The organism is Reyranella sp., assembly GCF_036558665.1.
In the GTDB taxonomy this organism is placed as follows: Bacteria; Pseudomonadota; Alphaproteobacteria; order Reyranellales; family Reyranellaceae; genus Reyranella.
This window is the reverse complement of sequence record NZ_DATBFE010000090.1, coordinates 1-23,734: the sequence shown is the minus strand read 5'-3', so window position 1 is coordinate 23,734 and position 23,734 is coordinate 1. Positions and strand designations below refer to the sequence as shown.

Sequence of the window (23,734 nt, the reverse complement as noted above, 5' to 3'; positions counted from 1 at the left end):
ACGGTTCGATGACCGGGGAGCCGAACGCGATGGAGGACTTATGCGTACGAACAGGCGCGGTTTTCTCGGTGGCGTCTCCGCCGCTCTTCTCCTGCCAGCCGCCCGGGCGGCGTGGGCCGAGAAGAAGTACGACGAGGGCGCCAGCGACAGTGAGATCAAGATCGGCCACTTCTGCCCCTACAGCGGGCCGGCCTCGTCCTACGGTGTGATCGGACAGGCGCATCAGGCGTACTGGAAGATGGTCAACGAGCAGGGCGGCATCAACGGGCGCAAGATCGACTTCATCACCTACGACGACGGCTACTCGCCGCCGAAGTCGGTTGAGGTGACGCGCAAGCTGGTCGAGGAGGACAGGGTGCTTTGCCTGTTCAACACGCTCGGCACGCCGACCAACACGGCGATCCACAAGTACATGAACCAGAAGAAGGTGCCGCAGCTCTATGTCGCGACCGGCGCCTCCAAGTGGGGCGACCCCAAGCACTTCCCGTGGACCATGGGCTATCAGCCCGACTACCGCACCGAGGCCGTGATCTACGCCAAGCACATCTTGGCCAACGTCAAGGATCCCAAGATCGGAGTCCTGATGCAGAATGACGACTATGGCAAGGACTACTGGGCGGGCTTCCAGGCCGGTCTCGGCAAGGAGGCGGACAAGGTCGTCAAGCACGTGACCTACGAGACCACCGACCCGACCGTCGACTCGCAGATCATCGAGCTGCACGGCTCGGGCGCTAACGTCTTCTTCAACATCTCGATCCCGAAGTTCGCCGCCCAGGCAATCCGCAAGGCCGCCGCGCTGGGCTGGAAGCCGATCCAGTATCTCAACAACGTGTCGGCGTCGGTCGGCAGCACGATGCAGCCGGCCGGCTTCGACAACTGCCAGGGCATCATCACCGCCGCCTATCTCAAGGATCCGACCGACAAGCAGTGGGACGGCGACGCCGAGATGAAGACGTGGCGTGATTTCATGACCAAGCAGATGGCGGGCGCCAACCAGTCGGACGGGTCCTACGTCTACGCGTTCTCGGTGGCAACGTTGATGCACGAGACCTTGCGACGCTGCGGCGACGAGCTCACGCGCGCCAACGTGATGAAGCAGGCCGCGGGCTTCCACAAGTATCGCGTGCCGCTGCTGCTGCCGGGCATCACCGTCAGCACCAGCCCGACCGACTTCTATCCGATCCAGGCCGTCCAGCTCGCCCGCTTCGAGGGCAAGACATGGCAACTGTTCGGCAACATCCGCGAGGAAGAGAGCAGCTGATTCGGGCGCGCAGCACCGGCTCGGGAGCCGAAGCAAGAAAGGCCGCCGCCGACGGCGGCCTTTTTGCCGCGTCAGCGATCGGCCCTGGCCGGCTGGCCGGGCTTGCGCCGCAACGCCTGTCGGCACTCGGCGGTGTCGATGCGGTCGTCCTTGTTGAGGTCGCAGCGGGCGAAGTTGCGGCCCGACTGGGCCAGGAACTCCTCCCTGGAGATGAAGCCGTCCTTGTCGCTGTCGAGCCTCCGGAAATAGGACGTCTGACGCTGGACCTGGCGATCGTTGGGCACGACATTGCCGCCCGACGCCGGAGTGCGCGCGAACAACTCGTCCTGGCTCAGCTTGCCGTCGCCGTCGGTATCGAGCTGCTTGAACCGGGCCTCCTGGCCCGCGTTCCATTCGCTGCGGTCGACAACGCCGTCGCCGTTGGCGTCGTAACGCATGAGGCCCCGGTTGGCATGGGTCGGCTTGGCCGGGGCCGATGCGGACTGGTTGTCGGGCGCGGCGAGGGCTGGCGCAGTGAACAGGAGAGCGGCAGCGAGGAAGACAAGTCTGGTCATTGGTGGCATCCTGAAGTTGTATCAGAAACCGGAAAAACACGCGCCGGTTCCCTTACCCGCGCCTTTAAGGGCCGATATAGTCTGAGGCGCGACCGAATTATGGCCGTGTTGTGGTTTTGTTCTCGGGGTTCGTTGCCATGGCGTACGACTACGACCTCTTTGTCATCGGTGCCGGCTCGGGCGGCGTGCGCGCATCGCGCATCGCGGCCGGCCATGGCGCGCGTGTCGGCATCTGCGAGGACTATCGTGTCGGCGGCACCTGTGTGATCCGCGGCTGCGTGCCTAAGAAGCTCCTGGTCTATGGCTCGAAATTTGCCCACGAGTTCGAGGATGCACCCGCCTATGGCTGGTCGACGGGCCCGGTCACGCACTCCTGGGCGACGTTGCGCGACAACGTGCAGAAGGAAGTTGACCGGCTGAACGGCACCTATGTGCGCCTGCTCGAGAGCGCGGGCGTCAGGCTCCAGATGGGGCGCGGCCGACTGCTCGACCGGCATACGGTCGAGGTCGGCGGCGAGACGTTCACCACCGACAAGATCCTCGTCGCCACCGGCGGGCGGCCCGAGATCCCGCCCGTTCCGGGGCACCAGTTCGCGATCACCTCGAACGAGGCTTTCCATCTTCCCGATCCGCTTCCCCGGCGGATCGCCATCATAGGCGGCGGCTACATCGCCGTGGAGTTCGCCGGCATCTTCAACGGCCTCGGCTGCGAGGTCGATCTGGTGCTGCGGCGCGATCGGGTGCTGCGCGGGTTCGACGAGGAGTGCCGGACCGTCGTTCACGAGGCGTTGGCCCAGGGCGGCATCAGGATGCGGACAGAAACCCAGATTGCCCGTATCGAGGCGACGGAAGGCAAGCCGCCGTTCCGGCTGCATACGCAGAGCGGCGGCATGTTCGAGACCGATCTGGTGATGTACGCCACCGGCCGCGTCGCCAACACCGCGGGCATCGGCCTCGAGAAAGCCGGCGTTCAGCTCGACAAGGCCGGCGCCGTCGCGGTCGATGAATGGTCGAGGAGCACGGCCGAGAACATCTGGGCGGTGGGCGACGTCACCGACCGCATCAACCTCACGCCGGTCGCGATCATGGAAGGCCACTGCTTCGCCGACAGCGTATTCGGCAAGAAGCCGCGCAAGCCCGATCACCGCAACGTGCCGTCGGCCGTCTTCTGCCAGCCCGAGCTCGCCACTGTCGGACTGACCGAGGAGGAAGCGACGCGCACGCTGGGCGAGCTGCGGGTCTTTACCGCCGCGTTCCGGCCGATGAAATACACGGTGTCGGGCCGCCAGCAGCGGACGTTCATGAAGCTGATCGTCGAGGCCGCGACCGACAAGGTCGTCGGCGTACACATGGTGGGCGACGACGCCGCCGAGTTGATCCAGGGCCTCGCGGTCGCTGTGAAGGCGGGCGCCACCAAGGCGCAGTTCGATGCCACTGTCGGCATCCATCCGACAGCCGGCGAGGAATTCGTCACCATGCGCTCGGCCCGCGCCGAGCCCGCGCCGCGGCAGGCGGCGGCGGAATAGGGCGCCCGCCGGCTCACCGGACGCCATCTGGCCTTTTATCCACGCCATGTATAGGTTCACCGACCCCGAAGGACCGTCCTTCGGCCTCGGCAGCAGGAGGAGCAAATGACCGCGATTCAGGGACCGTCCGCGACGGCCGGAAAAGCGCAGTCCCGCAGTTCCAGCGCCGCCGACTGGACGCCGACGAGCTGGCGCGGCCGGCCGGCGCAGCAGATGCCGGTTTATCCGGAAGCCGACGCCCTTGCCGGCGCCGAGGCGCGGCTGCGCCGTTATCCGCCGCTGGTTTTTGCCGGCGAGGCGCGCAAGCTCAAGACGGCGCTCGCCAAGGTCGCGGCGGGCGAAGCCTTCCTGCTGCAGGGCGGTGACTGCGCCGAGAGCTTCATCGACTTCTCCGCCAACAACATTCGCGACACCTTCCGGGTGCTCCTGCAAATGGCGGTCGTCCTGACCTACGGCGCCGGCGTGCCGGTGGTGAAGGTCGGCCGCATGGCCGGTCAGTTCGCCAAGCCGCGTTCGTCCAACACCGAGAAAGTGGGCGGCGTCGAGCTGCCGTCCTACCGCGGCGACAACGTCAACGGCTTCGAGTTCACCGCCGAGGCGCGCAGGCCCGATCCCGAGCGCATGGTGCAGGCCTACAACCAGTCGGCGGCGACTCTCAACCTGCTGCGCGCCTTCGCACAGGGCGGCTATGCCGACCTGCACGAGGTGAATCGCTGGAACCTCGATTTCGTCCGCAATTCCCCCGCCTCGGACCGCTACCAGGACCTGGCGGCGCGGCTCGACGAGACACTGAACTTCATGGCCGCCTGCGGCCTCACCTCGGCAACGACGCCGCAGATCGCCGAGACCGACTTCTTCACCAGCCACGAGGCGCTGCTGCTGCACTACGAGGAGGCGCTGACCCGCGTCGATTCGACGTCGGGCGACTGGTACGACTGCTCGGCCCATCTGCTGTGGATCGGCGACCGCACCCGCCAGCCCGACGGGGCGCATGTCGAGTTCCTGCGCGGCGTTCGCAATCCGCTCGGCTTCAAGGCGGGGCCGTCGCTGTCGGTCGACGATACGTTGCGCCTGGTCGAGTCGCTCAATCCGGCCAACGAGCCCGGTCGCATCGTGATCATCGTGCGCATGGGCGCCGACAATGTCGCGGCGAAGCTGCCGCCGCTCCTGCGCGCGGTGAAGCGCGCCGGCCACTCCGTCGTGTGGTCGTGCGATCCGATGCACGGCAACACGGTCACCGCGGCCAACGGCAAGAAGACCCGCCACTTCGACGCCATCCTGCGCGAGGTGAAGGAGTTCTTCGCCGCGCACCGCGCCGAGGGCACGCATCCGGGCGGCGTCCATTTCGAGATGACTGGCCAGGAAGTCACGGAGTGCATCGGCGGCGCGGTCGACATCAAGGTCGACAATCTGGTCGAGCGCTACGAGACGCAGTGCGATCCCAGGCTCAACGCCAGCCAGGCGCTGGAGCTCGCCTTCCTGCTGGCCGAGCAGCTCAAGGCCGAGCGCCTGCAGGTCCACCGCGCGCGGCCGGCGATCTGACGGCCGGCCTCGCAGCGAACAGCAGCCCAGGGCCGGGGAGGGCCGATGACGCACCCGAGCAACGGCGAGATCGAGCGTTACACCGATCACTACTTCAATCGCACGAAGCAGGTGATCGGCAAGTTCGGCGACAGCCGCGTGACCTACGCCATCTTCATGCGCCGGCCGGTGGTGTTCGCGCCGCGTCTCGCACTCGACTGGCTCGAGGAGACGGTCGAACGCCGCAAGGCCGAGGTCGAGATCGATCCTCGCTACGGCGAGGGCAAGTGGGTCGGCGCCGGCGAGCCCATGATCTACATCACCGGTTCGTTCTTCCATCTGGTCGATCTCGAGACGATCTTCCTGCAGAAGCTGGGGCCGGCCTGCGTCGCCGCCTACAACGCCTGGACGATGTGCGCCGACATGCCGAAGGCGGCCTTCCTGGCGATGGACGCACGGCATTGCGCGGGGCACGAGATGGCCGAGATGATGGCCTACGCGGCCTCGGTCGGCTCGGCGCGCGCCAAGCGCAAGGTCGGCGCGATCGGCTTCATCGGCAACGCCACGCACGCCACCGCGCATTTCTTCGGGCGCAACGAGGGCCTCGGCACCATGCCGCATGCCCTGATCGGTTATGCCGGCTCGACCGTGCGCGCGGCCGAGATGTTCCACCAGACCTTTCCCGACGATCCGATGACGGTGCTGGTCGACTATTTCGCCCGCGAGGTTTCCGATTCGCTCGACGTGTGCCGGCGTTTTCCCGAGCTCGCCGCCAAGGGCATGCTGTCGTTCCGGCTCGACACGACGGGTGGCCGCTATGTCGAGGGCCTCGATCCCGCCACCTCCTACGCCGTGCTGGAGCGCTTCTCTCCGGAATCGATTCGCGGCTATCGCAGCGAGGAGGAGCTTCGCTATCTCGTCGGCACCGGCGTCTCGGCGGCGGCGATCTTCCATCTGCGCGACGCGCTCGACAAGGCGGGCTTCAAGGCGGTGAAGATCGTGGCCTCGTCGGGCTTCGGACCGGCCAAGTGCCGGATCATGGCCGAGGCCAAGGCGCCGATCGACGTGGTCGGAACAGGCTCGTTCCTGCCGTCCAACTGGACCGAAACCTACGCCACGGCGGACATCGTCGAATATGACGGCCGGAAGCGGGTGAAGATCGGCCGCGAGTTCCTCCATCGCACTCGCGACGGCAACGCGAGCCGCGCACTGTAGACTTGGCGTGTCGCCTCACGGGCTCGCCTTCCCGGCCTATCTGGCGGGCCTTGCCAGCTGGTTCGTGCCGCTCGGCATCCAGATGGTGCTGTTCCCCTGGCTGGTCGCGGTCGTGCTGCGCATGGACGCTTTCGCCGTCGGCGTGGCCCAGACCGCGATCATGGCGCCGTCGCTCCTGTTCCTGCCGCTGGGCGGCTCGGTGGCAGACCGCGGCAATCCGCGGCGCCTGCTGCTGCGCTATCACCTGATCTACGCGGCGCCGCCTCTCGCGCTCGCCGTGGTCCTGCTCGCGGACGGCCTCAGTTATCCTCTCCTGATCGCCTACGCGCTGGCGGCGGGCTCGATCAGCGCCTTTGCCGTGCCGACACGCGACGCGCTGCTGCCGCACATCGCCACCGACGTCGGCCTGCCGCGCGCGGTGGCGCTGGCGACGGCGCTGCAATTCGGCGGGCAGCTCGTCGGCATCGCCTGCGCCTCGCTGGCTGATCGTTCGGGTGCGGTGCCGTTGCTCGTGTTGCAAGCGGCGCTGGTGCTATTGGGGACGGCAGCGGTCTGGCGATTACCCGATCCGCCGCCGCATCCGGCCGCGGAGAGTTCCGGTTTCTGGCGCAGCGTGGGCGAAGGCCTGGCGGCGGCGGCGAAGTCGGACCAGATCTGGCCGGTGCTGCTGCTCAATTTCGGGGTGGGCGTCTTCTATGTCGGACCGTTCATGGCTGTCCTGCCGCTCGCCGTGCGCGATCATTACCACGGCGGCGCCGCTGATCTTGCCTACGCCAATCTCGCTTTCTGGGCCGCCACGATCATTGCCAGCATCGCCTTTGCCGGACTGGCGCGAAGGCTCACCCTGCGCGGCAGGCTGATCGGCGGCGCTGTCATGGCGGGCGCCGTGATCCTCGGCTTGCTCGCGACCTTGCCCTCGTTTCCCGTCTTCGTGGCGCTCAACTTCGTCTGGGGGATCGGCGCCGGCATCACCATGACGCAGAGCCGAACCGTGGTGCAGATCGTGGCGCCGGCGACGCATCGCGCGCGCCTGCTGTCGCTGTTTCAGCTGGGATTGGGCGGCGGCGGCCCGATCGGCGCCTTCGTTACCGGATCGATCTGCGCGGTCTGGGGCATACAAATGGCGATGCTGGTGCCCGCCATCGCCATGGTGCTGCTGATCGCGGCGGTCCTGTTGCGCTCCGCGCTGTGGTCGATGCGGACGGTGGAATAGCTACTCGGCGGCAGCCCGTCGGCCGAGCCCGAGCGTCTGCCAGACGTCCTGCAGCGCCGCGACCAGGCGGGTCATGTGCTCGTCGGAGTGCATCGGCGTCGGCGTCAGCCGCAGACGCTCCGTGCCGCGCGGCACCGTCGGATAGTTGATCGGCTGGACATAGATGCCGTGGCGGTCGAGCAGCAGGTCGCTCGCCTGCTTGCAGAGGGCGGCGTCGCCGACAGACACGGGCACGATGTGGCTCGCCGACGGCATGACCGGCAGGCCGGCGGCGGCGAGACGGCGCTTGAGCGTCGCCGCGCGCTCCTGATGGCGCACGCGCAGCTCGGGATGGCCGCTGACATGGCGAATGCTTGCCAGCGCGGCGGCGGCGATGGCGGGCGGCAGCGACGTCGTGAAGATGAAGCCGGCGCCACAGGAACGCACGAAGTCGACGGTCGCCGCGGTCGATGCGATGTAGCCGCCGACGACGCCGAAGGCCTTGGCCAGCGTGCCCTGCACGATGTCGACCCTGGCGAGCACGCCGTCGCGTTCGGCGACGCCGCCGCCGCGTGCGCCATACATGCCGACGGCATGGACCTCGTCGAGATAGGTGAGCGCCCCGTGGCGGTGCGCGATGTCGCAGATCTCGCCGATCGGCGAGATGTCGCCGTCCATGGAATAGACCGACTCGAACGCCACGATCTTGGGCGTCGCGGGATCGGCGGCCGCCAGCAGCTCCTCGAGATGGCGAAGGTCGTTGTGGCGGAAGATCCTGCGCACCGCGCCGGAGTGGCGGATGCCCGCGATCATCGAGGCGTGGTTGAAGGCGTCGGAATAGAGCTCGCAACCGGGCAGGAGAGCGCCAAGCGTCTGCAAGGTGGTTTCGTTGGCGACGTAGCCCGAGGTGAACACCAGGGCGGCATCCTTGCCATGCAGGGCCGCCAGCTCGCGCTCGAGGGCGGCGTGCAAGGTGTTGGTGCCCGAGATATTGCGCGTGCCGCCGGCCCCCGAGCCCTGGGCTCCGAGCGCTGCCTGCATCGCCTCGAGCACCGCCGGATGCTGGCCCATGGCGAGATAGTCGTTGCTGCACCACACCGTGACGTCGCGTGCCGGCATTCCGTCGCGGTGCAGCCGCGCTCGCGGGAAGGCGCCGACGATGCGCTCCAGCTCGGCGAAGACGCGATAGCGACCTTCGCCGCGCAAGCGGTCGAGATGGTCGGCAAAAAAAACTTCGTAGTTCATGCTGGTCACTGCGCTGCCGATCTTAGTCGCCTTCCGACGTACCATCAGGCGCATTTTGGTCGCGGACGACACGATTCCGTGGCCGTCTTTCGACTGCGAGTGGTTCGCAACTGAACAGCCCGCGATCGGAGCGCTGCGATACGTCGGGCCGGCCTCGTCGGATTGCCGGCTCGCGAACTGTTGCGGGCAATCATCCAAAGCCATCACGCGCACGTGACGCCGGCTCCATACATCCGCCGGTTCTGTTCGGCGCGTAGGTGCGGTCGAGAGCGGAACGCTGGTTTCGCTCCGTCCCCAGAACGAGGAGAAATCCATGTCCCGGATCATCGATCAGCATCGTCGCCGATTCCTGCGTGCATCGGGCGTGACCGTCCTGTCGGCATCGGCCGTCGCGTTGCTCGCCGGCTGCGAGAAAATGGCCGCTGCGCAGACCAGTAACAGCGCAGGCGATGTCGGCATATTGAACACGGCGCTCGGCCTCGAGCACGAGGCGATCAGCGCCTATCAGGTCGGTGCCGCAAGCGATCTCCTGCAGAAGCCGGTGCTCGAGGTGGCGGTGCGCTTCCAGTCGCATCACAAGGGACATCGCGACGCCCTGATCGCGACCATCCGCAAGCTGGGCGGCATGCCGGTGGCGGCGAAAAGCGATGCCGAGGTGGCGCAGGCGCTGAATGCGGCGGCCCTGAAGACGCAGGTCGACGTGCTTCGCCTGGCACAGCGGCTCGAGAAGGGTGCGGCGAACGCCTATATCGGCGTCATTCCGTCGTTCAGCGACAAGGCGCTGGCGCAGGTCTCGGCACGGCTCGCCGCCGACGAGGCGATGCACTGGACGGTGCTGACACAGGTGCTCAACGACTCGCTGCCCGCAAGTGCCCTGACCTTTGGCGCCTGACCATGATCCGGCAGGCCGTGCTCTCTGCCGCGATCCTGAGCGCAGCCGCAGCGGCCGACGCCGCTGCGGCCGATCCCGGACGCGGCAAGGAACTCTACGAGTCGCGCTGCGGCGGGTGTCATTCGCTCGACGCCAACCGGGTCGGGCCGGCCCATCGCGGCGTCTACGGCCGCAAGGCCGGGACCGCGCCCAACTTCAACTACTCGGCGGCGGTCAGGAATTCCGGCGTCGTCTGGGAAGGAAAGACGCTCGACGCCTGGCTCACCGATCCCCAGCGGCTCATCCCCGGCCAGCGCATGAACTTCCGGATATCCGCAGCGGAGGACCGAACCGATATCATCGCCTACCTTCGGCAACAGTCCGGACGGTGACGGCGGCGACCTTTCAGGTGACGGCGGCCGCAATCAGGGCGGCACTCAGGAACAGGGAGATGGTGAGCAGGGGCAGAGCGCCCAGCCATCGCGTCTGCGCCGGCAGGCCTTCCCAATAGCGCAAGGTAGGCAAGGCCGCCCACAGGGCCATCAGGACGCCGCCCAGCCAGAAGGCGAGGGCAAAGACCAGGGCGATGTTGAACTCGTCGCGGGCGCCCATGATCCCGCTGAGACCGACGATCGTGGGAATGACGGATGCCGCGAACAGCGTCACCGCCCAGATCGCCCGGTTGCGGATGCGCTCGTTGGTGCCGAGAGGCGGCGTCCAGTCCGGACGCCCATCCGCCTGTGCCGCCGGATCGGCCACGTCAGCCCTTGAACAGCCCTTCCGAACGGAGATCGGCCACGGTGGCGTCCAGCGCCTGACGCAGCCGGCCGAACAGGTCGCCGAGCTCGCTCTCGTTGATGATCAGCGGCGGGCAGATGGCGACGCGATCGCCCATGTTGCGGACGAACAGGCCGCGCTCGACGGCGTGGTTGTACACGCGGTTGCCGGCGCCCACCGCGACCAGATCGAACGGTGCCTTGGTCTTCTTGTCGGCGACGATCTCGAGCGCACCCACCATGCCCACGCTCATCGCCTCGCCGACCAGCGGATGGCCGGCGAAGGACTGGATATGCTTGCCGAAGACGGGGCTCATGCGCCTGGCGTGGCCGAACAGGTCGATCTCGTCGTAGATCTTCTGCGCCTCGAGCGCGACGGCCGCGGCCACCGGATGACCCGAATAGGTGAAGCCGTGGCCCCAGGTGCCGATCTTGTCGCTCTCGCTCATCAGCGCCTGGTAGACCTTGTCGTTCACCATCACTGCCGAGATCGGCAGGAACGAGGCCGACAGGGCCTTGGCGCAGGTGAGGATGTCCGGCTTGATGTCGAGGGTCTGGCAGCCCCAGACATTGCCGGTCCGGCCGAAGCCGCAGATCACCTCGTCGGCGACGAACAGCATGTCGTACTTGCGGCACACCGCCTGGATCTTCTCGTAGTAGCCCTTGGGCGGCACGATGACGCCGCCCGCCCCCATGACCGGCTCGCAGATCATGGCCGCGACATGGTCCGCGCCGCCTTCCCTGAGAATGAGCTGCTCCAGCTCCTCGGCGCAGCGCGCGGCAAACTGCTCCTCGGTCTCGCCGTCCTTGGCGAACCGGTAGTAGTGCGGGCAGCTGGCATGCAGGATGCCCGGGATCGGCAGGTCGAAGGATCGGTGATTGTTGGGCAGGCCGGTCAGGCTCGCCGACGCCACGGTGACGCCGTGATATCCCTTGAGGCGCGAGACGATCTTCTTCTTGTTCGGCCGGCCGAGCGCATTGTTCATGTACCACACCATCTTGACGACGGTGTCGTTGGCCTCGGAGCCGGAGTTGGCGAAGAACACCTTCGACATCTCCACCGGCGCCATCTGCTTCAGCTTCTCGGCCAGGTTGATGGCGGGCTCGTGGCTGCGCTGATTGAACGCATGGTAGAAGGGCAGCTGCTTCATCTGCTCGTAGGCGACCGTCGCCAGCCGCTCGTTGCTGAAGCCCAGTGCCGCCGACCACAGGCCGGCCATGCCCTCGATGTACTCCTTGCCGTCGTCGTCGGTGACGTAAACGCCGCGGCCGCGCACGATCGTCAGCGGCCCCGAAGCCTCGTGCTTCTTGAAGTTCGTATAGGGATGGAGGTGGTGGGCGATATCGCGGGCGGCGTTGGAATTGCCCCGGAAGCTGCGGGAGACGTCGTTCATGGCTGCACCTGCACGGAATAGCGAGAAGGCACGATAGGTGGCCGTCCGGAGCCTGTCCAACGGATGTCTATTGGCCCCCGGCGTGAAATATTTTGTGGAATTGACGCGACCACAGCGCCAGTGCAGTTTGCCAGCTATGCGCCGATGCACAGGCCGCTGCGGGGAGTCTTTTGCCAGTCAGGCGGCCGGCGCTCTGGAGGGGACTAGAGGATGAAGTTCAGTTTGCGGCATTCCATGGCGTTGACGGCCGTCGTCTTCGCCGGTTTCGCGCTCGCCCCGACGGCGGACGCCAAGACGTTCCGCTGGGCCAATTCGGGCGACGTGAGTTCGATGGACCCTTACGCGCGGCAGGAGACCTTCCTGCTGACCTTCACGGCCAACATCTATGAAGGGCTGACCCGCCGCGACAAGAACCTGAAGCTCGAGCCGGCGCTGGCCGTGAAGTGGGGCCAGACCGATCCCACCCACTGGTACTTCGACCTGCGGCCTGACGTGAAGTTCAGCGACGGCACACCCTTCACCGCGGACGACGTGGTGTTCTCCGTCAACCGCGCCAACGGGCCGGGATCGAACATGAACGGCAACTTCTCGACCCTGAAGGAGATCAGGAAGGTCAACGATCTTCGCGTCGAGGTGGAGACCACCGTTCCCGATCCGCTGCTGGCGGACAAGTGGCAGTCGATCGGCATCATGTCCAAGGCATGGTGCGAGAAGAACAACGCCGTCCATGCCGCGGACATGATCAAGAACGAGGAGAACTACGCGACCCGCAATGCCATGGGTACCGGCCCTTTCATGCTCAAGGAGCGCCGCGCGGGCGAGAAGACCGTGCTGGTCCAGAACCCGACGTGGTGGGACAAGCCGGTCCACAACCTGACCGAGGTGATCTTCACGCCCGTTCCCAACGCGGCCACGCGCATCGCGGCACTCAAGGCGGGCGACATCGACATGACCTACGAGGTGCCGCCGGCCGACACCGAGAACCTCAAGAGGGATCCGAACATCAAGGTGCTGGAAGGTCCCGAGACGCGCATCGTCTATCTCGGCTTCGACGAGGAGCGCGACGAGCTGGTCGAGTCCAACGTCAAGGGCAAGAACCCGTTCAAGGACAAGCGCGTGCGCGAGGCGATGTACCGCTCGATCGACGTCGACGCGATCAAGCGTACCGTGATGCGCGGGCAATCGTTCCCGACCGCCCTCATGGTCGCGCCGGGCATCAACGGCTACACCAAGGATCTCGACAAGCGGCCGTCGCTTCTCAAGCCGGAGGCGGCCAAGAAGCTGCTCGCCGAGGCCGGCTATCCGGACGGCTTCGAGGTCGGCATGGACTGCCCCAACGACCGCTACGTCAACGACGAGAAGATCTGCCAGGCGGTCGTGTCGATGCTGGCCAAGATCGGCGTGAAGGTGAACCTCAGGGCCCAGACCCGAAACCTCTTCTTCGCCAAGATCCTGCGCAGCACCAGCGACGGCAAGCCGAACAAGACCAGCTTCTTCATGCTGGGCTGGTCGCCGGCGACGACCTACGACGTGCACAACGTCTTCGAGAATCTCATCGAGACGCCGGACATCAAGCGCAAGAAGGGCCTCTACAACGTCGGCGGCTACTCGAACAAGAAATTCGACGAGCTGACTGACAAGATCGAGGTCGAGACCGACAAGGCCAAGCGCGATGCCATGATCCACGAGGCCACCAAGATCTACCTCGACGACTATGCCTACATTCCCCTGCACCAGCAGGCGCTGGTGTGGGCGATGCGCAAGAATGTCGATCTGGTCCAGCCGGCCGACAACACGTTCCCGCTGCGCTTCGTGACCATGAAATAGCGATTGCAATCATCCTCCCCGGTCCTCCGGGGAGGTGCCCCGCAGGGGCGGAGGGGTTCGGAGGCCAGCGACGATGGAGGCCGACCCCGCCGGTCTGCAGCCACCTCCCCGTTCAAGGGGAGGAACAGGCCCACACTGACGCGAAATGCTCGCCTTCATCCTGAGACGCCTGATGCAATCCGTGGCCGTGCTGCTGGCGGTCGGCCTGGTGTCGTTTTTCCTCTTTCGCTATGTCGGCGACCCGATCAACGCCATGGTCGGCCAGGACACGCCGGCGGTCGAGCGCGAAGCGTTGCGCCAGAAGCTCGGCCTCAACGATCCCGCGCCGGTCCAGTTCGTGCATTTCATCGCCAACGCGGCGCGCGGCCAGTTCGGGCTGAGCTACCGCACCTCCGAGCCGGTGAACCGCATGATCCTGGAGCGCCTGCCGGCAACCCTCGAGCTGTCCTTCTGCGCGGCACTGTTCGCCCTGCTGGTCGGGGTGCCGATGGGCGTCTACACCGGGCTCTACCCGCGGCACTGGACGAGCCGGGCGCTGCAGGCGATCTCGCTGATCGGGGTCTCGCTGCCGACCTTCCTGATCGGCATCCTGCTCATCCTGTTCTTTTCGGTCATCCTGCGCTGGCTGCCGTCGTTCGGCCGCGGCGAGACCGTGACCATCGGCTGGTGGACGACGAACTTCCTGCGCTGGAAGGGACTCGAGGCGCTGATCCTGCCGTCGATCACGCTCGGCCTGTTCCAGCTCACCCTGCTGATGCGCCTGGTGCGCTCCGAGATGCTGGAGGTGATGCGCACCGACTACATCAAGTTTGCCCGCGCCCGCGGCCTCACCAACCGGGCGATCAACTTCGGCCATGCGCTGAAGAACACGCTGGTGCCGGTGATCACCGTCACCGGCCTGCAGCTCGGCTCGCTGATCGCCTTCGCGCTCGTCACCGAGACGGTGTTTGCCTGGCCGGGCGTCGGCCAGCTCTTCATCCAGTCGGTGCAGTTCTCCGACATACCGGTGATGGCGGCGTACCTGATGCTGATCGGGCTGTTCTTCGTGATCATCAATCTGGCGGTCGATCTGCTCTACTTCGTCGTCGATCCCCGGCTGCGCGGCCAGATCGGCCTGCGTGCCGGTGCGCACTGACATGGCGACCCGCACGGCCATCGGCGCCTGGCTGCACCACGCGGCCGACAGCGACATCTGGTGGAGCTTCAAGTCGTCGGCGACCACCGTGATCGCGGCCCTCGTGACGCTGCTGATCGTCGCCATGGCCTTCCTGGCGCCGGCGATCGCCCCGCACACGCCTTTCGATCCGGGCACGCTGAGCCTCAGCGACGGCCTCAAGCCGCCGGTGCTGCTGTCGCCCGACGGCGACTGGAGCTTTCCGCTCGGCACCGACGATCAGGGCAGGGATGTCCTGTCATCGATCATGTACGGCACGCGGCTGTCGCTGATTGTCGGCTTCGCGTCGGTGGCAGTGGCGATGGTGCTCGGCATCGGGCTCGGCCTGGTGAGCGGATATTTCGGCGGCACCATCGACGCCGTGATCATGCGCATCGCCGACGTCCAGCTCACCTTTCCCGCGATCCTCGTGGCGCTGCTGATCGACGGCCTGGTGCGTGGCCTGATCTCCTCCGAGCGCCACGACGAGATCGCGACCTTCGTGATCATCGGCGCCATCGGGCTGTCGTTCTGGGTGCAGTACGCGCGAACCGTGCGCGGGTCGGTGCTGGTGGAGAAGAACAAGGAATATGTCCAGGCGGCACGCGTGATCGGCCTCTCGCCGGTGGTCATCATGGTGCGGCACGTGCTGCCCAACGTCACCGGGCCGGTGCTGGTGATCGCCACCATCAATCTCGGGCTCGCCATCATTACCGAGGCCACTCTCTCCTTCCTCGGCGTCGGCCTGCCCTCGACCCAGCCGTCGCTCGGCACGCTGATCCGGCTCGGCAACGAGCTGCTGCAGTCCGGCGAATGGTGGATCACCGTGTTTCCCGGCATCACGCTCGCCATCCTGGTCCTGGCGGTGAACCTCCTGGGCGACTGGATGCGCGACGCCCTCAATCCGAAGCTGCGCTGATGGCGGACGTGGTCGGATCCGTGCCGGGCAACGCTCCGCTTCTCGACGTGAGGAACCTGCGCATCGAGTTCCCGACGCGGCGCGGCACGCTGCTGGCGGTCGACGACGTGTCGTTCGACATTGCGGCGGGCGAGGTGCTGGGCGTGGTGGGTGAGTCGGGCGCGGGCAAGTCGCTCACCGGCAACGCGATCATCGGGCTGCTCGAGCCGCCGGGGCGCATCGCGGATGGCGAGATCCGGCTCGAGGGACGGCGCATCGACAATCTTCCCTACGAGGAAATGCGCAAGGTGCGCGGCGCGCAGGTCGGCGCCATCTTCCAGGATCCGCTGACCAGCCTCAATCCGCTCTACTCGGTCGGCCGGCAGCTCGTCGAGACTATCCAGACCCATCTGCCGATGTCGGCCGGGCAAGCGCGCACGCGCGCCATCGATCTCCTGAAGGAGGTCGGCATCCCCGGGGCGGAGCAGCGCATCGATCACTATCCGCACCAGTTCTCGGGCGGCATGCGTCAGCGGGTGGTGATCGCGCTCGCGCTATGCGCCGGTCCGAGGCTGATCGTGGCCGACGAGCCGACCACCGCGCTCGACGTTTCGATCCAGGCCCAGGTGATCGCGCTTCTGAAGCGCCTGTGCCGGGACCATGGCACCGCGGTGATGCTGGTGACGCACGACATGGGCGTGATCGCCGAGACGGCGGACCGGGTGGCGGTGATGTATGCCGGTCGCATTGCCGAGATCGGACCGGTGCGCGAGGTGATCAAGCAGGCCCGGCATCCCTATACCGAGGGTCTGATGGGCTCGATCCCCAGCCTCGGCCATCGCACCGAGCGGCTGACCCAGATCGACGGCACGATGCCGCGCCTCACCGAGATCCCGCAAGGCTGCGCCTTCAACCCGCGCTGCCGACATCGCGGCCGGCGCTGCCTGGTCGAACGGCCCGATCTGATGCCGGCGGGCGCCGGCCGCGCCGCCTGCTGGTTGCACGATCCGAAGGGCGTCGGCGGCGCCGTCACCGGGGAGCTGGTCGATGCCTGACGGAGGCGGCAAGCCGTTCGTCCAGATCGAGGGACTGAAGCGCCATTTCGACGTCTCGCCGCCCTGGCTGGTCCGGCTGCTGGAGGGAAGCGGCCGGCAAATCGTCCAGGCCGTCGACGGCATCGATATCGACATCGCCAAAGGCGAGACCTTCTCGCTCGTCGGCGAATCGGGTTGCGGCAAGTCGACGGTGGCGCGCCTGGTGGTGGGGCTCTACGCACCGACCGCCGGTCGAATCGCCTTCGATGGCAGCGATATCGCGCTGCGCCGCGGGCGCGCGCATGACGCGGCCCTGCGCCGTCGCCTGCAGATGATCTTCCAGGATCCGTATGCCAGCCTCAATCCGCGCTGGCGCGTGTTCGACATCATCGCCGAGCCGATCCGGGCCTTCGGCCTCGCCGCCGGCAAGGCCGACCTCGAGAAACAGGTCGGCGACCTCCTGCGCCAGGTGCGGCTGACGCCGGCCGACGGACGCAAATATCCGCACGAGTTCTCGGGCGGCCAGCGCCAGCGCATCTCGATCGCGCGCGCGCTCGCCAGCCGGCCGGAATTCCTGGTATGCGACGAGCCGACATCGGCGCTCGACGTCTCGGTGCAGGCGCAGATTCTGAACCTGATGATGGATCTGCAACGGCGCTTCGGCCTGACCTACCTGTTCATCTCGCACAACCTTGCCGTCGTCTATCACATCTCGACGCGCGTCGGCGTCATGTATCTCGGTCGCCTTGTCGAGCAGGCGCCGACCGACACGCTGTTCGGGCGGCCCAAGCACCCCTATACGCGCATGCTGCTCGACACGATTCCCGATCTCGACATGACCGGCCGCCGGCGCGTGCCCGTCGCCGGCGAGGTGCCGAGCCCGATCGATCCGCCGTCCGGCTGCAGCTTTCATCCGCGCTGCCCGTTCGCCAACGAACGCTGCACGGTCGAGCGCCCGCAGTTGCTGCCGGTCGAAGGCGGAGCGGTGGCCTGCCATGCCATCGAGGAAGGACGGCTGGCGATCGAGCAGCGCAGCTATGCCAATTCACGCTAGGGGTCGCGGCAATTGGCAGCAGGGAGCATGATGTGCGCCGCCGCATGCCGGCCGTGCTTGACCCCTCGGGACGGGCGCTTACGATCCGCGCCTATATTTTTTGGAGAATTCCATGCCGGTTATCAACCGCATCGCTTCGTTTCACAAGGACATGACGGCGTGGCGGCACGACATCCACAGCCATCCCGAAACGGCCTTCGAGGAAGTGCGGACGGCCGATATCGTCGCGGACAAGCTGAAGCAGTTCGGTCTCGAGGTGCATCGCGGTCTCGCCAGGACCGGCGTCGTGGGCGTGCTTCGCTGCGGCACCTCCAAGCGCGCGATCGGCCTGCGCGCCGACATGGATGCGCTCGATGTGCATGAGACCAACGACTTCGGCCACAAGTCGACCATTCCGGGCAAGATGCACGCCTGCGGCCACGACGGCCACACGGTGATGCTGCTGGGGGCGGCCAAGTACCTGTCCGAGACCCGGAACTTCGACGGCACCGTCCACTTCATCTTCCAGCCGGCCGAGGAGAACGAGGGCGGCGGCCGGGTCATGGTGGAAGAGGGGCTGTTCGAGAAGTTTCCCTGCGAGGGCGTCTACGGCATGCATAATATTCCGGGCATTCCGGTCGGCCGCTTCGCGGTCAGGCCGGGCCCGATGATGGCGGCCTACGATGTCTTCGAGATCGTGGTGAAGGGCGTGGGCGCCCACGGCGCGATGCCCCATCACGGCATCGATCCGGTGGTGGTTGGCGCCCACATCGTGACCGCGCTGCAGTCGATCGTGGCGCGCAACGTCGATCCCATGGATACCGCCGTGGTCTCCACGACACAGATCCATGCGGGCGATACCTGGAACGTGATCCCGCAGGAATGCGCGCTGCGGGGCACCGTGCGCACCTTCAAGAAGCCGGTGCAGGACCTGATCGAGAGGCAGATCGAGAAGATCGCGCGCAACGTGGCCGCGGGTTTCGGCGCCGAAGTCACCAGGTGGCGATACGAGCGCCGCTATCCCGCCACGGTGAACAGCCCGCAGGAGACCGAGTTCGCGGCGCAGGCCGCGACCGCGCTGGTCGGGGCGGACAACGTCAACCGCAATCCGACGCCGGCCATGGGCAGCGAGGACTTCGCCTGGATGCTGCTGAAGAAGCCCGGTTGCTACATCTGGATCGGCAACGGCGACGGCGAGGGAAGCTGCATGGTCCACAATCCGGGCTATGACTTCAACGACGAGATCCTGCCGGTCGGGGCCTCGTACTGGGCGACCCTGGTTGAGCAGCAGCTCGCGCGTCAGGCCGTGCCTCAGGCCGCGGAATAGGATTCGCGTCGGACAAGACTTGTCGTAACCGTGTCAGTCCATCCTTACGCCGGCGACCGCATCGGTCTTGCGACAATCCACGCCAAGGAACGCGCCGTCGCCCCTCCATTCCGTCGTCTGATGGATGCCACGGTCGTCGTCGCGCCCGATCTCGACACCGACAAGCTGGGGACCTTTTCCGGCGAGGTACCGCGGCCCGATGCGCTGGTCGAGACGTCGCTGATGAAGGCCGAGCTGGTCTTCCGCACCATGGACGTCGACTGCGCGGTGGCCAGCGAAGGAAGCTACGGGCCAATCGATCGCCTGCCGCTCACTCCCGGCGGCATGGAGATCATGGCCTTCGTCGATCGCAAGCGCGGCATGCGCGTGGTCGAGACGCTGGCGACACACCGCACCAACTGGCGCCTGATGAGCTTCGAAGCCGGCGATCCCTCCGTTTCGAAGGCGGTGAAGTCGCTGGGCTTTCCCGACTATGGCGTGTTCGTGATCTCCGGCAGCTCGGGCGATCATCCGGTCAAGGACCTGACGAACCTCGACGAGGTCGTGGCGGCCGTCGATCGCGAGGCGAGACGGTCGGCCGACGGCAAGGCGCTGGTGGTCGCCGACATGCGCGCACACCGCAATCCGATGCGGATGAAAGTACTGCGCGCGCTCGCCTGGAAGCTTGCCAGGCGGCTCGCGACTCTGTGCCCGAAATGCGGAGCGCCGGGCTTCGGCCATCTGCTGTCGCGGCGCGGCCTGCCCTGCGAGGCATGCGGCGATCCCACCCATTGGATCGACTTCGAGATCGACGGCTGTTCCTGCTGCGGCCATGCTGTCGTCCGCCTGCGCAACGACGGCCGGCGAACCGCACCGCGGCTTTCCTGCAAGGCCTGTCGCAACCGATCGGTGGTGTCCTCCACCGCGAGTGGAGAGACCACAGGAAGGACAGGATGAGCGCATCGATCGAAACGACCCGTCCTCTGCCGAAAGCGGCGTTCGGTGCCACGGCAAGGCTTGCCCGGCCGCTTGCGAGCGAGCTGCCCCGGGGCCTGCCGCAGATCCTGGCTGAAGCCGGCGGCCTGTTGTTGATTCCGGGATTGAAGGAGATCAGCCGCGAGCCCGGCTTGTTGGTGCAGCTCAGCCGCCTGTTCGGACCGGAAGTGGAGGACTACCGGCACCTGCTGACCGGGCGACACGTGGTGCATGAAACGCAGCCCGAGATCTTTCTCGTCACCAACACCGTCCCGGGCGCGCGGCCGCCGCCTGCGCAACCGGACCCGCCGCTGACGGTCGACGGTGGGCTGCCGGTGCAATATCCGCATCGCACGGGCTGGCATACCGACCAGAGCTATCGACGGCCGCCGCCCGATATCTCGCTTTTCTATGCCGTCATGCCGGTCGACCGCAGCCGCGGCCAGACCCTGTTCGCGAGCGGCATCCTCGCCTACGAAGCCCTGCCAACCCGTCTCAAGGCGAGGGTCGACACGCTGCAGGGGCTGCACGCCCAGCCGGGCACGGGCCGCGGCCGCAAGGACGCGCTGGCCGGCAAGACGCCGCGCCCGTTCGCGCCGCACGAACGGTCGCAGCCGCAGCCCGTCGTGCGGACCCATCCGGTCACCGGACAGCGCGCTCTTTATCTCTGCGAATACGGTCAGATGGACTGGTTCGACGGACCCTTCGTCGGCATGCAGCCGGGCCCGCACGGCGACGGGGCCGCGCTGCTGGACGAGCTGATGAGCCACTACACGCGACCGGAATTCGTCTATGTCCACGAATGGACCGAAGGCGATCTTCTCGTCTGGGACAATCGCTGCCTGATCCACAGCGCCACGTGGTACGACGCCGACAGGGAGCGCCGGCTGATGTGGCGCACGACGGTGCGCGGCAATCCGGGCGCGATCTATGCCGGCGAGCGCCGGAGCTGGATCCCGCAGGAAACCGCAACGGCCTAGAGGCGCCGCTCGCTGCGCGGATCGAGCGCTTCCTGTAGCCCGTCGCCCAGAAAGTTGAAGGCGATGACGGTCAGGAAGATCATCAGGCCCGGCCATACCGCCAGCATGGGCGCCTCGCGCAGCAGGTCCTGCGCGCCGGCCAGCATGTTGCCCCAACTGGCCGCCGGCGGCTGCGTGCCGAGGCCGAGGAAGGAGAGCGTCGATTCGAGCAGGATCAGGCTGCCGATCGACATCGTTGTCGCGACCACGAGCGAGCCGGCCGCGTTGGGCAGGATGTGACGGAACATGATGCGCATCGGAGGAGCCCCGAGGGCCTGCGCCGCCCGCGCGAAGTCGCGCGCCTTGAGCGACAGGGTCTCGGCCCGCACCAGCCGCGCCACCGTCGTCCAGCCGGTCAGGGCAACGATCGCAACGATGCGGTAGAGGGAGAAGGTTTCCGACTGCGCGACCTCGGGCGGAATCCCGAGCTTGCGGGGATCGATCGCCGCCAGCACGATCAGAAGCGGAAGCAGCGGCAGGGCGATCACGCCGTCGGTGAGGCGCATCAGCAGGCCGTCGAGGCGCCCGCCGAGATAGCCGGCGACCACGCCGATCAGCGCGCCGAGAACGGCCGACAAGGCCGCGCCCGCGAACCCCGCCAGCAGGGAGATCCGGCCACCGTCGAGCAGGCGCTGGAAGAGATCGCGGCCGAGCTCGTCGGTGCCCAGCCAATGACGCGCCGACGGCGGCTCGAGCCGGCTGAACAGGTCCGTCATCGTGGGGTCGACGCCGCGCATTGCGGCGATGAGTGGCGCGGCGAGCGCCAGCACGAGCAGGACGGCCAGGAAGACCAGGGAAAGCTCGGCCAGGCGATGGCGCAGCAGGCGCCGCCAGACGAGAAGGGTCGGGCTGGTCGCGGTCATTGCAGGCGGCTCGAGAGCGAGACGCGCGGATCGATCCAAACCAGCGCAAGATCGGCCAGCAGATTGCCGGCGATGGTGGCAAAGGTCGCGATCAGCAGCCCGACGAGGGCGAGATTGTAGTCGTTGTCGAGAATGGCCTGGTAGATCATCTTGCCCATGCCGGGCCAGGCGAACATGGTCTCGGTGATCAGTGCGCCGGAGAACAGCGCGCCGAAGGAGAGCGCGAGGACGGTCAGGACGGGCGCGAGCGCATTGACGAAGGCATGACCCAGGAGCACGCGCCGCTCGGACGCGCCCTTGGCCCGCGCCGTGCGCACGTAGTCCTGCCGCAGCACCTCGATCATGGCGCTGCGCATGAAGCGCGTGTAGGTGCCGAGCTGGACCAGGGCGAGCGTGACCACGGGGAGGATGGCGAAACGCACCTTCTGGCCGAGCGCGGCGGCCCAGCCCGTTCCGGCCCGCAGCTCGGCGATGCCGCCGGCCGGCAGCCAGCCCAGCGTGACGGCGAACAGGGTGATCAGCAGCAGCGCCAGCCAGAAAGGCGGCGTCGAGATGCCGGCGAAGCAGAAGAGGTTGACCAGATAGTCGGCGCGGCTGTGCGGCCGGGCGGCGGTCCATATGCCGAGCGGCAGGGCGATGCCGATCGCCAGGAAAAAGGCGATGCCGGCGAGCTCGACGGTGTTCAGCAGCCGGGGCCCCAGCACCGCCAGTACCGGCTGGTTGAAGGAGCGCGAATAGCCGAAGTTGCCGATCAGCGCCTGGTGCGCCCAGGCGAGGTAGCGGTCGAGCAAAGGCTTGTCGATGCCATAGACGGCGCGCAGCCTTGCGGCGTCGGCGCTCGTCATCTTGGGGTCGCCCGAGATCATGAGATCGATGGGATCGCCCGGCATCAATCCGATCAGGAGATAGACGACGAGGCTCATGATCGCCAGCGTGACCACGATCTCCACCGCCCGGGACGCCAGGTAGCGACTCACGGCAGGGGCGCACGCGCTGCGGATTCGATCATGCCGAGAGCCGCTTCTCGAGGCCTTGCCGGACGGCGGGCCAGTCCTCGTCGACGATGGAGAAGAGGACCGAGTCGCGCACGTAGCCATCCGCGACGATCATATGCTTGCGCAGGACGCCTTCCTGCATGGCGCCGAGCTTCCGGATGGCGGACTGGCTGCGGGTGTTGCGCAAATCGGTCTTGAATTCGACCCGGTTGAACTTCAGCCGCTCGAAAGCGTGCTGCAGGAGCAGGAGCTTGCACTCGGGATTGACGATGCCCGCCCATACCGACGGCTCGTACCAGGTCGAGCCGATCTCGAGTCTCCTGTGCGCTTCCTCGATGTTGAGGTAGCGCGTCATGCCGACCGGGCGCGCCTCTGCCTTGTGAAGCACGACGAACGCCAGCTCGCTGCCGGCGGCGGTCCGCTGAAGCGCGTTGTCGATATAGGGATCGAACAGAGGCCCGAACGCCGACGTCGTGACGGCGAAAATCTCGGGATGCTGCGCGGCCGGCCGCACCAGCTCGCGGTGACGTTCCTGCAGCGGTTCCAGCCGCACGAAGCGGCCCTCGAGGACCACTTTCTCGAGCGCCATCTAGCCCTCCCAGCGCCATTGCTCGACCCACAGGGTCGAGCTGTTGAGATGGCCGGTCGGCCGCACGCCCTTGAGTTGCCTGGGGATCACGAAGGGATCGACGCGGAAGTAAAGCGGAAGAACGGGCAGGTCGTCGGCGTAGTAGCGCTGGATCTCGGCGAACAGGGCGCGGCGCTTGTGCGGATCGAGCGCGCGTTCGGCGGCATCGAGCGCCTTGTCCATGGCGGGATTGGCATAGGCGGGATAGTTCTGACCGCTCCAGCCGTTCTTCTCCGTGGGAATTTCTTCGGAATGCAACGTGGTGCGCGGAACGCCTTCCGGACGCGATACCCAGGCATACATGGCGAGGCCGGTGAAGCGCCGGTGGTTCAGCGCGTCGGAGAAGATGCGCGGCGGCTGGGCCTTGATGCGCAGCTCGATGCCGACCCGGCGAAGCTGACTCTGGATCACCTGCGCCACCTGCTCGCGCACGCGGTTGCCGGCGGTG

Annotated in this window: 22 protein-coding genes and 1 pseudogene; 15 read left to right on the top strand and 8 right to left on the bottom strand. The window is 66.9% G+C overall.

What is annotated here, in order from left to right; all coding sequences use genetic code 11:
• The first annotated feature begins 40 nt into the window (after nt 1-40).
• Nucleotides 41-1,261, top strand: coding sequence for an ABC transporter substrate-binding protein (locus VH499_RS14650; RefSeq protein ID WP_332053480.1), 1,221 nt, complete (start codon nt 41-43; stop codon nt 1,259-1,261).
• 71 nt (nt 1,262-1,332) lie between these two features.
• Here the strand turns inward: VH499_RS14650 and VH499_RS14645 are convergent, their stop codons facing one another.
• Nucleotides 1,333-1,815: an EF-hand domain-containing protein gene (locus tag VH499_RS14645; protein WP_332053479.1), complete on the bottom strand. Its 483-nt coding sequence runs from the start codon at nt 1,813-1,815 to the stop codon at nt 1,333-1,335.
• A 137-nt stretch (nt 1,816-1,952) separates the two neighbouring features.
• Here VH499_RS14645 and gor point away from each other — a divergent pair, with 137 nt between their 5' ends.
• The 4 genes from gor to VH499_RS14625 all read left to right on the top strand — a co-directional run bounded on the left by gor (nt 1,953) and on the right by VH499_RS14625 (nt 7,290).
• Complete coding sequence (gor, locus tag VH499_RS14640; RefSeq protein ID WP_332053478.1) at nt 1,953-3,341, top strand: glutathione-disulfide reductase; 1,389 nt, start codon at nt 1,953-1,955, stop codon at nt 3,339-3,341.
• A 105-nt stretch (nt 3,342-3,446) separates the two neighbouring features.
• Complete coding sequence (locus tag VH499_RS14635) at nt 3,447-4,883, top strand: class II 3-deoxy-7-phosphoheptulonate synthase (RefSeq protein ID WP_332053477.1); 1,437 nt, start codon at nt 3,447-3,449, stop codon at nt 4,881-4,883.
• 45 nt (nt 4,884-4,928) lie between these two features.
• Nucleotides 4,929-6,077 (top strand): hypothetical protein, encoded by a 1,149-nt coding sequence (locus tag VH499_RS14630; protein ID WP_332053476.1) that lies wholly within the window; start codon nt 4,929-4,931, stop codon nt 6,075-6,077.
• 7 nt (nt 6,078-6,084) lie between these two features.
• Nucleotides 6,085-7,290 carry an MFS transporter gene (locus tag VH499_RS14625; RefSeq protein ID WP_332053475.1) on the top strand — a complete coding sequence of 402 codons (1,206 nt, stop codon included), beginning with the start codon at nt 6,085-6,087 and terminating at the stop codon, nt 7,288-7,290.
• Here VH499_RS14625 and hemA read toward each other — a convergent pair whose 3' ends face one another.
• The gene (gene hemA, locus VH499_RS14620) at nt 7,291-8,514 is read right to left on the bottom strand and encodes a 5-aminolevulinate synthase (protein ID WP_332053509.1); all 1,224 of its coding nucleotides are present in this window, start codon (nt 8,512-8,514) and stop codon (nt 7,291-7,293) included. It abuts the gene before it with no gap.
• 313 nt (nt 8,515-8,827) lie between these two features.
• On the opposite strand from hemA, the gene VH499_RS14615 reads away from it, so the two are divergent.
• Nucleotides 8,828-9,406: a ferritin-like domain-containing protein gene (locus tag VH499_RS14615; RefSeq protein WP_332053474.1), complete on the top strand. Its 579-nt coding sequence runs from the start codon at nt 8,828-8,830 to the stop codon at nt 9,404-9,406.
• Between the two features lie 2 nt (nt 9,407-9,408).
• The gene (locus VH499_RS14610) at nt 9,409-9,777 is read left to right on the top strand and encodes a c-type cytochrome (protein ID WP_332053473.1); all 369 of its coding nucleotides are present in this window, start codon (nt 9,409-9,411) and stop codon (nt 9,775-9,777) included.
• A gap of 13 nt (nt 9,778-9,790) precedes the next feature.
• On the opposite strand, the gene VH499_RS14605 is transcribed toward VH499_RS14610, so the two are convergent.
• A complete protein-coding gene (locus tag VH499_RS14605; RefSeq protein WP_332053472.1) occupies nt 9,791-10,144 on the bottom strand; it encodes a hypothetical protein in 354 nt (117 codons plus the stop codon).
• A gap of 1 nt (nt 10,145) precedes the next feature.
• Nucleotides 10,146-11,555, bottom strand: coding sequence for an aspartate aminotransferase family protein (locus VH499_RS14600; protein WP_332053471.1), 1,410 nt, complete (start codon nt 11,553-11,555; stop codon nt 10,146-10,148).
• Between the two features lie 210 nt (nt 11,556-11,765).
• Between VH499_RS14600 and VH499_RS14595 the strand changes: the two genes are divergently transcribed.
• The 8 genes from VH499_RS14595 (at nt 11,766) to VH499_RS14560 (ending at nt 20,761) form a co-directional block, all read left to right on the top strand.
• Entirely contained in the window at nt 11,766-13,382 is a 1,617-nt protein-coding gene (locus VH499_RS14595) for an ABC transporter substrate-binding protein (protein ID WP_332053470.1), read from the top strand.
• Nucleotides 13,383-13,527: 145 nt separating this feature from the next.
• Nucleotides 13,528-14,517, top strand: a complete 990-nt coding sequence (locus tag VH499_RS14590; RefSeq protein WP_332053469.1) for an ABC transporter permease — start codon at nt 13,528-13,530, stop codon at nt 14,515-14,517.
• Between the two features lies 1 nt (nt 14,518).
• Nucleotides 14,519-15,454, top strand: a complete 936-nt coding sequence (locus VH499_RS14585; protein WP_332053468.1) for an ABC transporter permease — start codon at nt 14,519-14,521, stop codon at nt 15,452-15,454.
• The gene (locus VH499_RS14580; protein WP_332053467.1) at nt 15,454-16,488 is read left to right on the top strand and encodes an ABC transporter ATP-binding protein; all 1,035 of its coding nucleotides are present in this window, start codon (nt 15,454-15,456) and stop codon (nt 16,486-16,488) included. The genes VH499_RS14585 and VH499_RS14580 overlap by 1 nt, the downstream gene beginning before the upstream one ends.
• Nucleotides 16,481-17,521, top strand: a complete 1,041-nt coding sequence (locus VH499_RS14575; RefSeq protein WP_332053466.1) for an oligopeptide/dipeptide ABC transporter ATP-binding protein — start codon at nt 16,481-16,483, stop codon at nt 17,519-17,521. Before VH499_RS14580 ends, VH499_RS14575 begins: the two co-directional genes overlap by 8 nt.
• A gap of 112 nt (nt 17,522-17,633) precedes the next feature.
• Nucleotides 17,634-18,827: a M20 aminoacylase family protein gene (locus VH499_RS14570; protein ID WP_332053465.1), complete on the top strand. Its 1,194-nt coding sequence runs from the start codon at nt 17,634-17,636 to the stop codon at nt 18,825-18,827.
• Between the two features lie 30 nt (nt 18,828-18,857).
• The gene (locus tag VH499_RS14565) at nt 18,858-19,763 is read left to right on the top strand and encodes a DUF6671 family protein (protein WP_332053464.1); all 906 of its coding nucleotides are present in this window, start codon (nt 18,858-18,860) and stop codon (nt 19,761-19,763) included.
• Nucleotides 19,760-20,761: a TauD/TfdA family dioxygenase gene (locus tag VH499_RS14560; protein ID WP_332053463.1), complete on the top strand. Its 1,002-nt coding sequence runs from the start codon at nt 19,760-19,762 to the stop codon at nt 20,759-20,761. Before VH499_RS14565 ends, VH499_RS14560 begins: the two co-directional genes overlap by 4 nt.
• Here VH499_RS14560 and VH499_RS14555 read toward each other — a convergent pair.
• From VH499_RS14555 to VH499_RS14540, 4 genes and pseudogenes are all read right to left on the bottom strand, one after another.
• The gene (locus VH499_RS14555; protein ID WP_332053462.1) at nt 20,758-21,663 is read right to left on the bottom strand and encodes an ABC transporter permease; all 906 of its coding nucleotides are present in this window, start codon (nt 21,661-21,663) and stop codon (nt 20,758-20,760) included. The two genes, VH499_RS14560 and VH499_RS14555, sit on opposite strands and share 4 nt — an antisense overlap.
• Nucleotides 21,660-22,640, bottom strand: coding sequence for an ABC transporter permease (locus tag VH499_RS14550; RefSeq protein ID WP_332053461.1), 981 nt, complete (start codon nt 22,638-22,640; stop codon nt 21,660-21,662). The genes VH499_RS14555 and VH499_RS14550 overlap by 4 nt, the downstream gene beginning before the upstream one ends.
• 28 nt (nt 22,641-22,668) lie before the next feature.
• Nucleotides 22,669-23,247, bottom strand: a complete 579-nt coding sequence (locus tag VH499_RS14545; RefSeq protein WP_332053460.1) for a GNAT family protein — start codon at nt 23,245-23,247, stop codon at nt 22,669-22,671.
• A pseudogene (locus VH499_RS14540) lies at nt 23,248-23,734 on the bottom strand (peptide ABC transporter substrate-binding protein); the annotation flags it as partial.

Excerpts from the sequence above, each read along its gene's own strand:
- VH499_RS14650 (WP_332053480.1), top strand. The coding sequence starts at position 41 with ATGCGTACGAACAGGCGCGGTTTTCTCGGTGGCGTCTCCGCCGCTCTT.
- VH499_RS14645 (WP_332053479.1), bottom strand. The coding sequence starts at position 1,815 with ATGACCAGACTTGTCTTCCTCGCTGCCGCTCTCCTGTTCACTGCGCCA.
- gor (WP_332053478.1), top strand. The coding sequence starts at position 1,953 with ATGGCGTACGACTACGACCTCTTTGTCATCGGTGCCGGCTCGGGCGGC.
- VH499_RS14635 (WP_332053477.1), top strand. The coding sequence starts at position 3,447 with ATGACCGCGATTCAGGGACCGTCCGCGACGGCCGGAAAAGCGCAGTCC.
- VH499_RS14630 (WP_332053476.1), top strand. The coding sequence starts at position 4,929 with ATGACGCACCCGAGCAACGGCGAGATCGAGCGTTACACCGATCACTAC.
- hemA (WP_332053509.1), bottom strand. The coding sequence starts at position 8,514 with ATGAACTACGAAGTTTTTTTTGCCGACCATCTCGACCGCTTGCGCGGC.
- VH499_RS14615 (WP_332053474.1), top strand. The coding sequence starts at position 8,828 with ATGTCCCGGATCATCGATCAGCATCGTCGCCGATTCCTGCGTGCATCG.
- VH499_RS14610 (WP_332053473.1), top strand. The coding sequence starts at position 9,409 with ATGATCCGGCAGGCCGTGCTCTCTGCCGCGATCCTGAGCGCAGCCGCA.
- VH499_RS14600 (WP_332053471.1), bottom strand. The coding sequence starts at position 11,555 with ATGAACGACGTCTCCCGCAGCTTCCGGGGCAATTCCAACGCCGCCCGC.
- VH499_RS14595 (WP_332053470.1), top strand. The coding sequence starts at position 11,766 with ATGAAGTTCAGTTTGCGGCATTCCATGGCGTTGACGGCCGTCGTCTTC.
- VH499_RS14590 (WP_332053469.1), top strand. The coding sequence starts at position 13,528 with ATGCTCGCCTTCATCCTGAGACGCCTGATGCAATCCGTGGCCGTGCTG.
- VH499_RS14585 (WP_332053468.1), top strand. The coding sequence starts at position 14,519 with ATGGCGACCCGCACGGCCATCGGCGCCTGGCTGCACCACGCGGCCGAC.
- VH499_RS14580 (WP_332053467.1), top strand. The coding sequence starts at position 15,454 with ATGGCGGACGTGGTCGGATCCGTGCCGGGCAACGCTCCGCTTCTCGAC.
- VH499_RS14575 (WP_332053466.1), top strand. The coding sequence starts at position 16,481 with ATGCCTGACGGAGGCGGCAAGCCGTTCGTCCAGATCGAGGGACTGAAG.
- VH499_RS14570 (WP_332053465.1), top strand. The coding sequence starts at position 17,634 with ATGCCGGTTATCAACCGCATCGCTTCGTTTCACAAGGACATGACGGCG.
- VH499_RS14560 (WP_332053463.1), top strand. The coding sequence starts at position 19,760 with ATGAGCGCATCGATCGAAACGACCCGTCCTCTGCCGAAAGCGGCGTTC.
- VH499_RS14555 (WP_332053462.1), bottom strand. The coding sequence starts at position 21,663 with ATGACCGCGACCAGCCCGACCCTTCTCGTCTGGCGGCGCCTGCTGCGC.
- VH499_RS14545 (WP_332053460.1), bottom strand. The coding sequence starts at position 23,247 with ATGGCGCTCGAGAAAGTGGTCCTCGAGGGCCGCTTCGTGCGGCTGGAA.